Genomic DNA, 13,576 nt, shown 5'->3' on the forward strand with positions numbered 1-13,576 from the left:
CACCGCACCTCCCGCCCTGCCACCGCACGGATATCGGGTTGGGACCTCGCCGGGACACCTGGGACGATCGGCGCCATGGGTCATCTCGAGGTGCACGACGTGCGCTACGTGCTCCCCGACGGCCGTCCGCTGCTCGGGGGCGTCGACCTGCGAGTCGGCGAGGGGCAGCGCACCGCGCTGGTCGGTCCGAACGGCGCGGGGAAGTCGACGCTGCTGCGGATCGTGGCGGGCGACGAGCAGCCGCACGACGGCGCGGTGGTCCGCACGGGCGGCCTCGGCGTGATGCGGCAGGACGTGGGCCGGATCGCGGACGACCGCTCGGTGCGCGACCTGCTGGCGTCGCTCGCGACGGGCGCGATCGGCGCGGCGGCGGCGGAGCTGACCGCCTCGGAGCTGCACATGATGGAGGTCGACGACGAGCCCTCGCAGATGCGCTACGCGCAGGCGCTCGCGGACTGGGCGGACGTCGGCGGCTACGAGGTCGAGGCGGACTGGGACCGGGTGACGGACGCGGTGCTGTCGGTCCCGTTCGACCGGGCGCAGCACCGCGGCGTGCGGACGCTGTCGGGCGGGGAGCAGAAGCGGCTCGTGCTGGAGGCCCTGCTCCGCGGCCCGCAGGAGGTGCTGCTGCTGGACGAGCCGGACAACGCGCTGGACGTCCCGACGAAGCGCTGGCTGGAGCGGCGGCTGCTCGACAGCCCGAAGACGGTGCTGCTGGTGAGCCACGACCGCGAGCTGCTGTCCCGGGTGCCGACGCACGTGGCGACGCTGGAGCCCGCGCGGGCGGGCGCGACGGTGTGGGTCCACGGGGGCACGTTCACGACGTACACCGAGGCCCGGGAGGCGCGTCGCGAGCGGCTGGCCGAGCTGGCGCGCCGCTGGGACGAGGAGCACCAGAAGCTCGTGACGCTGGTGAACACGCTCAAGACGAAGGCGGCGTTCAACGACGGCCTGGCGTCCCGGTACTCCGCGGCGCAGACCCGGCTGCGCAAGTTCGAGGAGGCCGGCCCGCCCGAGGTGGTGGCCCACGACCAGCACGTGCGGGTGCGGCTGCGCGGCGGGCGGACGGCCAAGCGCGCGGTGGTCGCCGAGCGGCTCGAGCTGACGGGCCTGATGAAGCCGTTCGACCTCGAGGTGTGGTTCGGCGAGCGCGTGGCCGTGCTCGGGTCGAACGGGTCGGGCAAGTCGCACTTCCTGCGCCTGCTGGCCGCGGGCGGGAGCGACCCCCAGCCCGAGCAGGCCCCCGCCGAGGGGGAGCTGCCGATCGACCCCGTCACGCACACGGGCGTCGCCCGGCTCGGGTCCCGCGTGGTGCCCGGGTTCTTCGCGCAGAACCGGCAGCACGCGCAGGACGCGGCGTTCGCCGGGCGGACGCTGCTGGAGATCCTGCACCGCGGGGAGGGGCGGCGGCCGGGGATGGGCCGGGAGCCGGCGAGCAAGGCGCTGGACCGGTACGAGCTCGTGGCGTCGGCGGAGCAGCGGTACGAGACGCTGTCCGGCGGGCAGCAGGCGCGGTTCCACATCCTGCTGCTGGAGCTCGGCGGTGCGACGCTGCTGCTGCTCGACGAGCCTACGGACAACCTGGACCTGCACTCGGCGGAGGCGCTGGAGGCGGGGCTCGCGGCGTTCGAGGGCACGGTGCTGGCGGTGACGCACGACCGGTGGTTCGCCCGCGGGTTCGACCGGTTCCTCGTGTTCGGCGAGGACGGGGCGGTCGTGGAGACGCCGGAGCCCGTGTGGGACGCCGGCCGGGTGGCGCGGGCGCGCTGAGCAGGGCCGCGAGGCGGTGACCGACGTCGCTTTGACCGCCCCCCGGACCGGCGGCTACCCTGGTGAGTCGTTGTGCGTCCGTCGGTGTCGACCCTGGTGCGTTCCCACTCACCGGTCCACGGGCGACGCACCGACGGTACTCATCGGCTGACCCCGGCTTCTACGGGATTGCCGTGGACACAGTCAGAGACATAGAGAAGGCAACGACCGTGCGCACGTACACCCCGAAGCCCGGCGACGTCCAGCGGAACTGGTACGTCATCGACGCGACCGATGTCGTCCTGGGCCGCCTCGCCACCCACGTCGCCACGCTGCTGCGCGGCAAGCACAAGGCGACCTTCGCCCCGCACGTGGACGGCGGCGACTTCGTCATCGTCATCAACGCGGACAAGGTCGCGCTGACCGGCAACAAGCGCGAGACCAAGCTCGCCTACCGCCACTCGGGCTTCCCGGGTGGTCTGCGGGCGACCACGTACACCGACCTGCTCGACAAGCACCCCGAGCGTGCGGTCGAGAAGGCCGTGCGTGGCATGCTCCCGAAGACCTCGCTGGCCCGCCAGCAGCTCTCGAAGCTGAAGGTCTACCGCGGTGCCGAGCACCCGCACGCCGCCCAGCAGCCGAAGCCCTTCGAGATCACCCAGGTCGCGCAGGGCTGACGCCCTCGAGCACACCGGAACAGGACGCGAAACACATGGCCGAGACCACGGTCGACATCGACCTCGAGGGCGGCGAGACGCCCAGCAGCTACACCTCCGAGACCGCGGCCCCCGCGGGCCGGGGCCAGAGCCTCACGGCTCCCGGGCAGGCCCTGGGCCGCCGCAAGGAGGCGATCGCCCGCGTGCGCCTGGTGCCCGGCACCGGCCAGTGGAAGATCAACGGCCGCACCCTCGAGGAGTACTTCCCGAACAAGGTGCACCAGCAGCTCGTGAACTCCCCGCTGAAGCTGGTGGAGGTCGAGGGCCGCTTCGACGTCATCGCCCGCATCAGCGGCGGCGGCGTGACCGGCCAGGCCGGCGCGCTGCGCCTGGGCATCGCCCGCGCGCTGAACGAGATCGACGCGGAGCACAACCGCCCGGCGCTGAAGAAGGCCGGCTTCCTGACCCGCGACCCGCGCGTCGTGGAGCGCAAGAAGGCCGGTCTCAAGAAGGCCCGCAAGGCCCCGCAGTACTCCAAGCGCTGATCCACCGATCAGCGACCGCGGCCGGTGGTCCCGAGGTTCCGTCCTCGGGGCCACCGGCCGTTCCGGTGCCCGGGCCCGGCGCGGTGACGCGCGGGCCTGGCACGATGCAGGAGGCCGCCCCGGCGGCCCCGACGACGAGGGGGTCCTCGATGGGACGACTGTTCGGCACCGACGGGGTGCGTGGCCTGGCGAACCGGGACGTGACCGCCGAGCTGGCGCTCGACCTGTCCGTGGCGGCCGCGCACGTGCTGGGCCAGCGCGGCGAGTTCGCCGGCCACCGGCCGCGCGCCGTGGTCGGCCGGGACCCGCGCGCCTCGGGCGAGTTCCTGTCCGCCGCCGTGGCCGCGGGCCTGGCGAGCGCGGGCGTGGACGTGCTGAACGTCGGCGTGCTGCCGACGCCCGCCATCGCGCACCTGACCGGCGCGCTGGACGTCGACCTCGGCGTCGTGCTGTCGGCGTCGCACAACCCCATGCCGGACAACGGCATCAAGTTCCTGGCCCGCGGCGGCCACAAGCTCGACGACGAGCTCGAGGACGCCATCGAGCAGCGCCTGCGCAGCGCGTGGGAGCGCCCGGTCGGCGCCGCCGTCGGCCGGATCCGCTCGGACACCGGACGCGCGGGGGAGCAGTACGTCGAGCACCTGGTGTCGACGCTCGGGCACGACCTCGCGGGCCTGCGGGTCGCCGTCGACTGCGCCAACGGCGCGGCCTCCGAGGTCGGTCCCGCGGCGCTCCGCGAGGCCGGCGCCGACGTGGTGGTCATCAACGCGTCGCCCGACGGCCGCAACATCAACGAGGCGTGCGGCTCGACGCACCCCGAGCAGCTGCAGGCCGCGGTCGTGGCCTCGGGCGCGGACCTCGGCGTGGCGTTCGACGGCGACGCCGACCGGTGCCTCGCGGTGGACCACACCGGCGCGCTGGTCGACGGCGACCAGATCATGGGCGTGCTGGCGCTCGACCTGCGCGAGCGCGGGATCCTGGCGCACGACACCCTCGTCGTGACCGTGATGAGCAACCTCGGCCTGCGCCTCGCGATGCAGGCGGCGGGCGTCCGCACGGTCGAGACCGGCGTGGGCGACCGCTACGTGCTCGAGGCCATGCGCGCGCACGGGTACAACCTCGGCGGCGAGCAGTCCGGGCACGTGATCCTCGCGGACCACGCGACGACGGGCGACGGCACGCTCACGGCGCTGCAGCTCGCCTCCCGCGTCGCGGCGACCGGCCAGAAGCTGAGCGAGCTCGCCGCGGTGGTCCGCCGGCTGCCGCAGACGCTGGTCAACGTCCCGGGCGTCGACAAGGACCGCGCGGGCTCCGACGAGCACGTGGCCGCGGCCGTCGGCGCCGCGCAGACCTCGCTCGGGTCGACCGGCCGGGTGCTGCTGCGCCCCTCGGGCACCGAGCCGCTGGTCCGCGTCATGGTCGAGGCCGCGACGCAGGACGACGCGGACCGCGTCGCCTCGCAGCTGGCCGACGTCGTGCGCGACCGCCTGGCGCTCTGAGGACCGGGGCGCGGTGACGACGACGACCGGGGCGGGCGCCGGGGAGGCCCCGCAGGCGACCTGGCCCGCCGCCGTCGTGCGCGAGCACGTGCTGCGGCTGCTCGACGCCGGCGCGGCCGACCCGTCGGGCACCGTGCCGATCGTCCAGGCCGGGCACCCCGCGCTGCGGATGCGCGCGGTGCCGTTCGACGGCCAGGTCGGCGACGACGAGCTCGCGGCGCTGGTCGCGCTCATGCGCCGGACGATGCACGCGGCGCCGGGCGTCGGGCTCGCCGCGCCGCAGATCGGCCTGCCCCTGGCGCTGGCGGTGCTCGCCGACCCCGGTGCGGGCGAGACCGAGACCGGCCGGGTGCGCGAGCGCCCCGCGCTGCCCTTCCGTGTGCTGGTGAACCCGGCGTACGGTCCGGTCCCGGGCGAGGAGCCGGAGCGGGTGTCCTTCTACGAAGGCTGCCTCAGCGTCGTCGGGTACCAGGCCGTGGTGCCGCGGCTGCGCCGGCTGCGGCTCACCGGGCAGGACGAGACTGGTGCCGCGCTGGACGAGGTGGTGCAGGGCTGGCCCGCGCGCATCGTGCAGCACGAGACGGACCACCTGAACGGGACGCTGTACCTGGACCGGGCGCACCCGCGGTCGCTATCGGCGACCGACGAGCTCGGCGCGCACTGGGCGACGGAGCCCCGCCCGGCCGAGGCGGCGCGCGCGCTCGGCTTCCCGCTCGAGGGCTGAGGCCGCGCGGTCCGCACGGCTCCGGCGCGGTCGCCTCGGCGGTGCCCGCCCCTGTTCGGCTCTGCTCGGCCCTGCCCGGCGACCCCACCGGCACCGTCCCCGGCACGGAACGCAGCGTTCACCGGGACGTCACCGAATCCCCGTGACCCGTGTCGGACCCCCGTGGTGCACTGGGCGCGCGGGGTCGTCCGTGGGGGCGGCGCCGCTCCGCCGGGAGGCGGACCCGGGCCGGCGGCACGTCGTCCCGGGGGCCGATGCCCGGTGCGACCGTCCCGGTCAGGATGGGGGGAGGACCAGGGTGGACTCGGGGGAGTCCCCCATGTCACGGCCGCCGGCGCGCACCTAGCGTGGACGACGGCCGACCCGCCCGAGGGCAGCCGTCGAACGACCCGGGAGCTGATGAACGTGCTGCAGGACTGGATCAGCGCCATCGAGGGCTGGGTGCCGATGCTGGCGGACTCGGTGTGGGTGTTCCCGGCGCTGTTCCTGTTCGCCACGATCGACGGCTTCTTCCCGCCGATCCCGAGCGAGTCGGTCGTGATCGCGCTCGCCTCGCTGTCGGTCGCGCACGGCTCGCCGAACATCGTGCTGGTGGCGCTGGCCGCCGCGCTCGGCGCGTTCGTCGGCGACCAGATCGCGTACACGATCGGCTCGAAGGTCGACGTGCACCGGCTCCGGGTGTTCCGTACCACGCGCGGTCGCCAGGCCCTCGCCTGGGCCGAGCACGCGCTCGAGCACCGCGGGTCGTCGTTCATCCTCGCGGCGCGGTACATCCCGGTGGGCCGGGTCGCCGTGAACATGACCGCGGGGGCGCTCGGCTACCCGCGCAAGCGGTTCGTCGGGCTCACCGCGCTCGCCGCCCTGACCTGGGCGGTCTACGGCTCGGCCGTCGGGGCCGGGGCCGGTCTGTGGCTCGCGGACCACCCGACGATCGCGGTGGTCGCGGGTGTGGTCGTCGGCACCCTGGTCGGCATCGGGATCGACTGGGTGCTGCGCCGGTGGACCGGGCTGGACCGCACGCCCGCGCCGATGTCCGCCAGGCGGCACGGCGGGGGTCAGGACGCCGGTGGCTCGGACGCCGCCGGACGGGACGACGCCGGACGGGCCGTCGCCGGACGGGCCGTCGCGGGGCGCCGCGACGCCGCCGGTGAGGACACGCCGGGGCCGGGGGTCGGAGTGCCCGCCGCCGCCCGTGCTGCCGCCGTCGCCGCCGGGGCTCCCGTCGCCCTGTGCGCGGTCCCGTCCGCCGCCCCGGCCGCCCCGGCCGCCGCGCCGCAGCGCGGCGCTGCCGTCCCGGACCGCCGGGTCACGTCCCGGCAACGATCCGGCCCCGCCCGCTAACGATCCCGCATCGTCGGCCGACCGGGCCGGTCGCCGCGCCTACCCTCGATCCGGGCCACAACGGCGTCGCCCCCGACGGCGGAGGCCGGGCCCGTGCCCGCGCCTTCGCCCTGGGCAGGGGTACGGGCGACGGAGGGCGGCGGCGACATGGTGGCACCGCGTCCTCGCGCACCCCGGAACCGGCTGTCCTGGACCCCGCCCGCCCGACCCGGGGGCCCCCGAGCCGCGCGCGCCCGGACCGCCCCCGCCCCGACCGTGGCCGCCCGGACCGTGCTTGCTCGGGCTCCGCGCCTCCGTTCCGGCAGCGCCGGCCTCCTGGCCGTCGCCCTGGCTGCGGTGCTCGCCGCGTGCGCGGGCGGCGACCCGTCCGCGTCCACCGCCGACGCCGCCCGGCGGTCCGCCGCCGGTGCGTCGGTGTCCTCGGGCGCGGACTGCCTGGCGCCCCAGGTGCTCGCCGCGCTCGGGTTCGCGGGCGCGGGCGCGAGCAGCACGGCGCACCCCGACGTGCCGGAGGCGGGTCCCGTCCCGGACGAGTTCACGGCGGTGTCGGCGGTGCTGTGCACCACCGGGGAGACGCTGACCGACGCGGCCGGTCGCTGGGCCGCCGTGACCGCGACCCGGCTCGAGGGCGACGTCCGGCCGCTGGTCACCGCCCTCACCGCGTCGTCGACCGTCCCGGCGGCGGGGACCTCGGCGGCGCCGTGCGCGGCGGACGCCCGGCGCGCGGACCTCTGGCTGGTGGACGCGCTGGGCGCCGCGGTGCGCGTGATCCTGCCGGCCGGCGGCTGCGGGACGCTGCCGGTCGCCGTGTCGGAGGGGCTGGGCGCGCTGGACGCGGTCGACGTGGAGCACTACCCGGTCGAGCTGATCGGGCCGCGCGCGACGGCGTCGCCGACCGGCGGCTGACCGGCCGACCGGCGGCGTCCTCCCCGGGGAGGCGGAGCGGGCCGCGGGACGGGTCAGAGCTTGCGGAGCCGCACCCGGCGGACCGAGTGGTCGCCGCCCTTGGTCAGCACGAGGGTCGCGCGGCTGCGGGTCGGCAGGATGTTCCGCACCAGGTTCGGTGCGTTGATCGCGTCCCAGATGCTCTCGGCCCGGGCGACGGCCTCGGCGTCGCTCAGGCCCGCGTACCGGTGGAAGTACGACTCCGGCCGCGCGAACGCGGTCGACCGCAGGGAGAGGAACCGCTCGACGTACCACTGCCGGACGTCGGAGGTCCGCGCGTCGACGTAGATGGAGAAGTCGAAGAAGTCGCTCACCGCGAGGTTGGACGTGCTCGACGTGCCGGCGGCGGACGGGGCCGGCTGCAGGACGTTGAGGCCCTCGACGATCAGGACGTCGGGCCGGCGCACGACCACCTCGGCGCCGGGGACGATGTCGTAGGTGACGTGGTCGTACACCGGCGCGCGGACCTCGTCGTGGCCGGCCTTGACCTTCGAGACGAACTGCAGGAGCGCGCGCCGGTCGTAGGACTCGGGGAAGCCCTTGCGGTCCATGAGGCCCCGGCGCTCGAGCTCGGCGTTCGGGTGCAGGAACCCGTCGGTCGTCATCAGGGCGACGTTCGGGGTGGCGGGCCACCGGGCCATGAGCTCGCGCAGCAGCCGGGCGGTCGTGGACTTGCCGACCGCGACCGACCCCGCGACGCCGATGACGAACGGGGTGCGCGGGGTGTCCTCGCGCAGGAACGTCGACGACGCCGCGTGCAGCCGGCGGGTCGCCGTGACGTAGAGGTCGAGCAGCCGGGACAGCGGCCGGTAGATCGCGTCCACCTCGGCGAGGTCGATCGGGTCGCCGAGCCCGCGCAGCCGGGTGACGTCGTCGTCGGTGAGGGGGAGTGGCGTGGACTCCGACAGGCGGACCCAGGAGTCCCGGTCGAGCTCCACGTACGGGGAGGTCTGCCCGGGGACGTCGGTGGCGCGCACCCGACGATTCTGCACGATGCCGCCGGTCGCGCCCGCCGGGAGCAGGGGTCGCGCGGACGTGACCTGCGCCGCGGCGGTGCGCCCCGCGCCGCGGCTAGACTCCCGCCCATGTGTGGAATCGTCGGGTATGTCGGTGACCATGGGCCGGACGGCCGACCGCTCGGGGTCGTCCTGGAGGGTCTGCGTCGCCTCGAGTACCGCGGGTACGACTCGGCGGGCGTCGCCCTCGTCACCCCGGAGGGCCTGGCCACGGCCAAGAAGGCCGGCAAGCTCGTGAACCTGACGGGGCTCCTGGAGGAGCGTCCGCTGCCGGGCGCGACCGCGGGCATCGGGCACACCCGGTGGGCGACCCACGGCGGCCCGACCGACGTCAACGCGCACCCGCACGTCGCGGGCGGCCTCGCGCTGATCCACAACGGCATCGTGGAGAACTTCGCCGTGCTCAAGGAGGAGCTGCTGGCCGACGGCGCCGAGCTGCTCTCCGAGACGGACACCGAGGTCGTCGCGCACCTGCTGTCCCGCGCGTACGCGGAGGTCAAGGACCTCGGCGAGGCCATGCGCCAGGTGGTCCGCCGCCTGCACGGCACGTTCACGCTGCTCGCGGTGCACGAGGACCACCCGGACACGGTGGTCGGCGCGCGGCACGACTCGCCGCTGGTCGTCGGGCTCGGCGAGGGCGCGAACTACCTGGGCTCGGACGTCGCCGCGTTCATCGCGGAGACCCGCCGCGCGCTGGAGCTCGCGCAGGACCAGGTCGTGGTCATCACGCCGCGCTCGGTCACCGTGACGGACTTCGACGGCAACCCCGCCGAGGGGCGCGAGTACACCATCGACTGGGACGCCGCCGCGGCGGAGAAGGGCGGCTTCCGCTCCTTCATGGAGAAGGAGATCGCCGACCAGCCGCAGGCCGTGCAGGACACGCTGCTGGGCCGCACGGACACCCAGGGCCGCCTGGTGCTCGACGACCTCAAGATCTCCGAGTCGGTGCTGCGGTCGGTCGACAAGATCATCGTGATCGCCTGCGGCACGGCCGCGTACTCCGGGCACGTGGCCAAGTACGCCGTCGAGCACTGGTGCCGGATCCCCGTCGAGGTCGAGCTGGCGCACGAGTTCCGGTACCGGGACCCGATCCTGACCGAGCGGACGCTCGTCGTCGCGATCTCGCAGTCGGGCGAGACCATGGACACGCTGATGGCCGTCCGGCACGCCCGCGAGCAGGGCGCGAAGGTGCTGGCGATCTGCAACACCCACGGGTCCACGATCCCCCGCGAGTCCGACGCGGTGCTCTACACGCACGCCGGCCCCGAGGTCGCCGTGGCGTCGACCAAGGCGTTCCTCGCGCAGATCACCGCCGCCTACCTGCTCGGCCTGTACCTGGCGCAGCTGCGCGGCAACAAGTTCGCGGACGAGATCGCGGAGATCCTCGAGGACCTGCGGGCCATGCCGGACAAGATCCAGGACGTCCTGGACCGCTCGGGCCGGGTGCGGGAGATCGCGCGGTGGATGGCGGACACCTCCTCCGTGCTGTTCCTCGGCCGGCACGTGGGCTTCCCCGTGGCCCTGGAGGGCGCGCTGAAGCTCAAGGAGATCGCGTACATCCACGCCGAGGGCTTCGCCGCGGGCGAGCTCAAGCACGGCCCGATCGCGCTGATCGAGCCCGGGCAGCCGGTGTTCGTCATCGTGCCGAGCCCGCGCGGCCGCGACTCGCTGCACTCGAAGGTCGTCTCCAACATCCAGGAGATCCGGGCGCGCGGCGCGCGGACGCTGGTGATCGCGGAGGACGGCGACGAGGCGGTGCGCGCGTACGCCGACGAGGTGTTCTACGTGCCGCAGAGCCCGACGCTGCTCGCGCCGCTGCTCTCGGTCGTGCCGCTGCAGATCTTCGCGTGCGAGCTCGCCACGGCCCGCGGCCTGGACGTGGACCAGCCGCGGAACCTGGCCAAGTCGGTCACGGTCGAGTGATCGTCGGCGTCGGGATCGACGTCGTCGACGTCGCCCGGTTCCTGGCGACGGTCGAGCGGGTCCCGGCGCTGCGCGAGCGGCTGTTCACGCCCGAGGAGCGGGAGCTGGCGCCGGCGTCGCTGGCCGCGCGGTTCGCCGCGAAGGAGGCGATCGCGAAGTCGCTCGGTGCGCCCGCGGGGATGTCCTGGCAGGACGCGACGGTGCGCCGGGTGCGCGGGGAGCAGCCGGTCGTCGAGGTCACCGGCACGGTCGCGGCGGCGGCGGCCGCCCGGGGCGTCACCCGCTTCCACCTGTCGCTGAGCCACGACGCCGGCATCGCGTCGGCGATGGTGGTCGCGGAGTCGGACTGAGCGGTCCCGACGCGCGGCCCGGGCCGCGCCCGGCACGTGCCCGCGCCCGGCGTCGCGCCGAGCGCGGTGCGACGCGCCGAGCGAGGCAGCCGGAGCCACCGCGCTCGGCGCGCACGACCGCGCTCGGCGCGCACGACCGCGCTCGGCGCGCACGACCGCGCCCGGCGCGGGCGCCGCACGCGGACGCCGGGTCAGCGCAGCGCGGGGACGACCTCGCGCTCGAAGAGCTCGATGCCCGAGCGGTCGTAGGCCGCCTCCGCGAAGTACGTGATCGCGTAGGTCATGCCCAGGCCGCGCAGCTCGGTCAGCTTCTCGACGATCTGCTCCGGGGTGCCGACGAGCGGGCCGCGGCGGAACTCCTCCGCGACCCCCGGGGCCTTGTCCGGGACGGTGCGCGCGTAGTGCTCCTCGACCCAGGCGATCCGGTCGTCGACCTCGGCCTCGGTCGCGCCGATCACGACGTTGTAGTTGGCCGACCGCGTGATCTCGTCGACGTCCCGCCCGATCGCGGCGCAGTGCTCCTGGAGCACCCGGCTCTTGTGCGCGAAGCCCTCCGGGGTGCCGTCGAAGTTCGTGTACGCCGCGTGCTCGGCCGCGACGCGCAGGGTCTTCCGCTCGCCGCCGCCCGCGATCCACAGCGGCGGGCCGTCGACCTGCAGGGGGAGCGGGGCGAGCTGGGCGCCGTCGACCTGGTAGTGCCGCCCGTCGAGGGTCGCGACGCCGTTGGTCCAGAGCTGCTTCATGATCTGCACGCCCTCGTCGAGCATGGCGATCCGCTCGCCCGCCGTCGGGAAGCCGTAGCCGTAGGCGCGCCACTCGTGCTCGTACCAGCCGGCGCCGATGCCCATCTGGACGCGGCCGCCCGAGATGATGTCGGCCGTGGCCGCGACCTTCGCGAGGTACGCCGGGTTCCGGTACGCCATGCAGGTGCACATCTGGCCGAGCGTGACGCGGCTGGTCGTCGCCGCGTAGGCGTTCATGAGGCTCCAGGCCTCGTGGGTGGCCTCGCCGTTGGGCTCGGGCACCGCGTGGAAGTGGTCGTAGACCCAGATGGAGTCGAAGGCGTCGCCCTGGTCGGCGTACGTGGCGAGGCCGCTCATGACGGACCAGTGGTCGCGGGCCTCGATGCCCGTGAGGTCCTGCCGCCAGCCCTGGGGGATGAAGAGTCCGAAGCGCATGTGCCGCAACCTATCCCCGGAGCGGGGGGAGCGCCGGACGGCGACCACGCACGCAGCGCCCGCCCGCGACCACGCGCGCCCGGCGCGGGCCTCGGCCAGGATGGACGCATGATCCTGGGGTACACGGCAGCCGAGGTCCGTGCGGCGGAGGAGCCGCTGCTCGCCGAGGGGGTGCCGCTGATGCAGCACGCGGCGTCCGCCCTCGCGACGCGGGTCGAGGCGGAGCTCGCCGACCGTCGCGGACAGGTGCGCGGCGCGACGGTGGTGGCGCTGGTCGGGTCGGGGAACAACGGCGGCGACACCCTGCACGCGGGGGCCCACCTGGCCCGGCGGGGCGTGCGGGTGGTCGCGGTGTGCGCGACGGACGCGCCGCACGCGGAAGGGCTGGCGGCGCTGCTCCGGGCCGGTGGGCACGCGGTGCGCGCCGTCGAGCAGGGGGCGGACGACGACGGCGCCCCGCGCGGGGCCGCCCCGCGCGGCGAGGACCGCCCGGGCGACGCCGCCGGCCTGCCCGGCGTCTGGCTCGGCGACGCCGTGGCGGAGGCGTACGCCGCCGACGTCGTGCTGGACGGCCTCCTCGGCATCGGGGGCCGGGGCGCGCCGCGCGGCGTCGCGGGCCTGCTCGCCGGGCTGCTCGCCGACCTCCTCGAGTCGGAGGACGCGGGCAGCACCGTCGGCGGTCCCCGCGGCGCGACGGAGGCGGGTGGCGGCCCGCTGGTCGTGGCGGTCGACCTGCCGAGCGGCGTGGGTGTGGACGACGGGTCGCTGCCGGGCGGCCCGGTGCTGCCGGCCGGGCTGACGGTGACGTTCGGCGCGGCGAAGCCCGGGCTGCTGCTGCCGCCCGCGTCGCGGCGCGCCGGCCGGGTGGAGGTGGTCGACCTCGGCCTGGTGCTGCCGGAGCACCCCGCTGTCGCGCGGCTCGCCCCGGCCGACGTCGCCGCGCTGTGGCCGGTGCCCGGGCCGGAGGACCACAAGTACAGCCGCGGGGTGCTCGGCGTCGTGGCGGGGACGCCGTCGTACCCGGGCGCGGCGGTGCTCACGGTGTCGGCCGCGGCGCTGTCGGGCGTCGGGATGGTCCGGTACGTGGGGCCGTCGGGGGTCGCGCGGTCGGTGCTGGCCGCCCGGCCCGAGGTCGTCGCGGGGACCGGCCGGGTGCAGGCGTGGCTGCTCGGACCGGGCGTGGACCCGGGGCACGCCAAGCAGGCGCGGCGGGTGAGCGACGCGCTGCGCGCGGCGCTCGCGGCGGGGCTGCCCGCGGTGCTCGACGCCGGGGCGCTGGCGCTGGCGCCCCGGGAGCTGGCGCCGTGGTGCGTGCTCACCCCGCACGCCGGCGAGCTCGCGACGCTGCTGGGCCGGCTCGGTGAGGACGTGGAGCGGGCCGCGGTCGAGGCGGAGCCGCTGCGGTGGGCGCGCCGGGCTCACGAGCTGACGGGCGCGACGGTGCTGCTCAAGGGCTCGACGACGGTGGTCGTGGGCGCGGGCGGCGCGGTGTACGCGCAGGCGGACGCCCCGGGCTGGCTCGCCACCGCCGGCGCGGGCGACGTGCTCGCGGGCGTGCTGGGGGCGCTGCTCGCCGGCCGGGCCGCGGACGTGCTGGACGACCCCCCGCTCGCGGCGGCGCTCGCGGCGGCCGCGGCGCTGGTGCACGGC

The 13,576-nt window shown here is 75.7% G+C and carries 12 protein-coding genes; 10 read left to right on the top strand and 2 right to left on the bottom strand.

The genetic code is table 11. The annotated features are described in order from the left end of the window. Positions 1-75: 75 nt before the first annotated feature. From AC3WUG_RS09205 to AC3WUG_RS09235, 7 genes are all read left to right on the top strand, one after another. The gene (locus AC3WUG_RS09205; RefSeq protein WP_492327377.1) at positions 76-1,770 is read left to right on the top strand and encodes an ABC-F family ATP-binding cassette domain-containing protein; all 1,695 of its coding nucleotides are present in this window, start codon (positions 76-78) and stop codon (positions 1,768-1,770) included. 209 nt (positions 1,771-1,979) lie between these two features. Beyond that, positions 1,980-2,426: a 50S ribosomal protein L13 gene (gene rplM / locus AC3WUG_RS09210; RefSeq protein ID WP_147794330.1), complete on the top strand. Its 447-nt coding sequence runs from the start codon at positions 1,980-1,982 to the stop codon at positions 2,424-2,426. Positions 2,427-2,461: 35 nt separating this feature from the next. After that, on the top strand, positions 2,462-2,950 hold the full coding sequence (gene rpsI, locus AC3WUG_RS09215; RefSeq protein WP_324846752.1) for a 30S ribosomal protein S9: 489 nt from the start codon (positions 2,462-2,464) through the stop codon (positions 2,948-2,950). 149 nt (positions 2,951-3,099) lie between these two features. Continuing rightward, positions 3,100-4,449: a phosphoglucosamine mutase gene (gene glmM, locus AC3WUG_RS09220; protein ID WP_492327378.1), complete on the top strand. Its 1,350-nt coding sequence runs from the start codon at positions 3,100-3,102 to the stop codon at positions 4,447-4,449. A gap of 13 nt (positions 4,450-4,462) precedes the next feature. Continuing rightward, the gene (locus tag AC3WUG_RS09225) at positions 4,463-5,173 is read left to right on the top strand and encodes a peptide deformylase (RefSeq protein WP_492327379.1); all 711 of its coding nucleotides are present in this window, start codon (positions 4,463-4,465) and stop codon (positions 5,171-5,173) included. 399 nt (positions 5,174-5,572) lie between these two features. Beyond that, positions 5,573-6,514, top strand: coding sequence for a DedA family protein (locus tag AC3WUG_RS09230; RefSeq protein WP_492327380.1), 942 nt, complete (start codon positions 5,573-5,575; stop codon positions 6,512-6,514). A gap of 270 nt (positions 6,515-6,784) precedes the next feature. After that, positions 6,785-7,420, top strand: coding sequence for a hypothetical protein (locus tag AC3WUG_RS09235; RefSeq protein ID WP_492327381.1), 636 nt, complete (start codon positions 6,785-6,787; stop codon positions 7,418-7,420). 53 nt (positions 7,421-7,473) lie between these two features. Here AC3WUG_RS09235 and coaA read toward each other — a convergent pair whose 3' ends face one another. Continuing rightward, entirely contained in the window at positions 7,474-8,436 is a 963-nt protein-coding gene (gene coaA, locus AC3WUG_RS09240; RefSeq protein WP_308160930.1) for a type I pantothenate kinase, read from the bottom strand. A gap of 108 nt (positions 8,437-8,544) precedes the next feature. Between coaA and glmS the strand changes: the two genes are divergently transcribed. Both glmS and AC3WUG_RS09250 read left to right on the top strand, forming a co-directional pair. Beyond that, positions 8,545-10,398 (top strand): glutamine--fructose-6-phosphate transaminase (isomerizing), encoded by a 1,854-nt coding sequence (gene glmS, locus AC3WUG_RS09245; RefSeq protein WP_492327382.1) that lies wholly within the window; start codon positions 8,545-8,547, stop codon positions 10,396-10,398. Next, positions 10,395-10,748 (top strand): holo-ACP synthase, encoded by a 354-nt coding sequence (locus AC3WUG_RS09250; protein WP_147794323.1) that lies wholly within the window; start codon positions 10,395-10,397, stop codon positions 10,746-10,748. The genes glmS and AC3WUG_RS09250 overlap by 4 nt, the downstream gene beginning before the upstream one ends. A gap of 191 nt (positions 10,749-10,939) precedes the next feature. On the opposite strand, the gene AC3WUG_RS09255 is transcribed toward AC3WUG_RS09250, so the two are convergent. Continuing rightward, complete coding sequence (locus tag AC3WUG_RS09255; protein ID WP_492327383.1) at positions 10,940-11,926, bottom strand: LLM class F420-dependent oxidoreductase; 987 nt, start codon at positions 11,924-11,926, stop codon at positions 10,940-10,942. A gap of 108 nt (positions 11,927-12,034) precedes the next feature. Between AC3WUG_RS09255 and AC3WUG_RS09260 the strand changes: the two genes are divergently transcribed. After that, a partial coding sequence (locus AC3WUG_RS09260) for an NAD(P)H-hydrate dehydratase (protein ID WP_492327384.1) occupies positions 12,035-13,576 on the top strand: 1,542 nt, incomplete at its 3' end.

Source organism: Cellulomonas sp. EB106-03-03-XG116, from assembly GCF_058792015.1.

Coding starts and splice junctions, on each gene's coding strand:
- AC3WUG_RS09205 (WP_492327377.1), top strand. CDS start 76: ATGGGTCATCTCGAGGTGCACGACGTGCGCTACGTGCTCCCCGACGGC.
- rpsI (WP_324846752.1), top strand. CDS start 2,462: ATGGCCGAGACCACGGTCGACATCGACCTCGAGGGCGGCGAGACGCCC.
- glmM (WP_492327378.1), top strand. CDS start 3,100: ATGGGACGACTGTTCGGCACCGACGGGGTGCGTGGCCTGGCGAACCGG.
- AC3WUG_RS09230 (WP_492327380.1), top strand. CDS start 5,573: ATGAACGTGCTGCAGGACTGGATCAGCGCCATCGAGGGCTGGGTGCCG.
- glmS (WP_492327382.1), top strand. CDS start 8,545: ATGTGTGGAATCGTCGGGTATGTCGGTGACCATGGGCCGGACGGCCGA.
- AC3WUG_RS09255 (WP_492327383.1), bottom strand. CDS start 11,926: ATGCGCTTCGGACTCTTCATCCCCCAGGGCTGGCGGCAGGACCTCACG.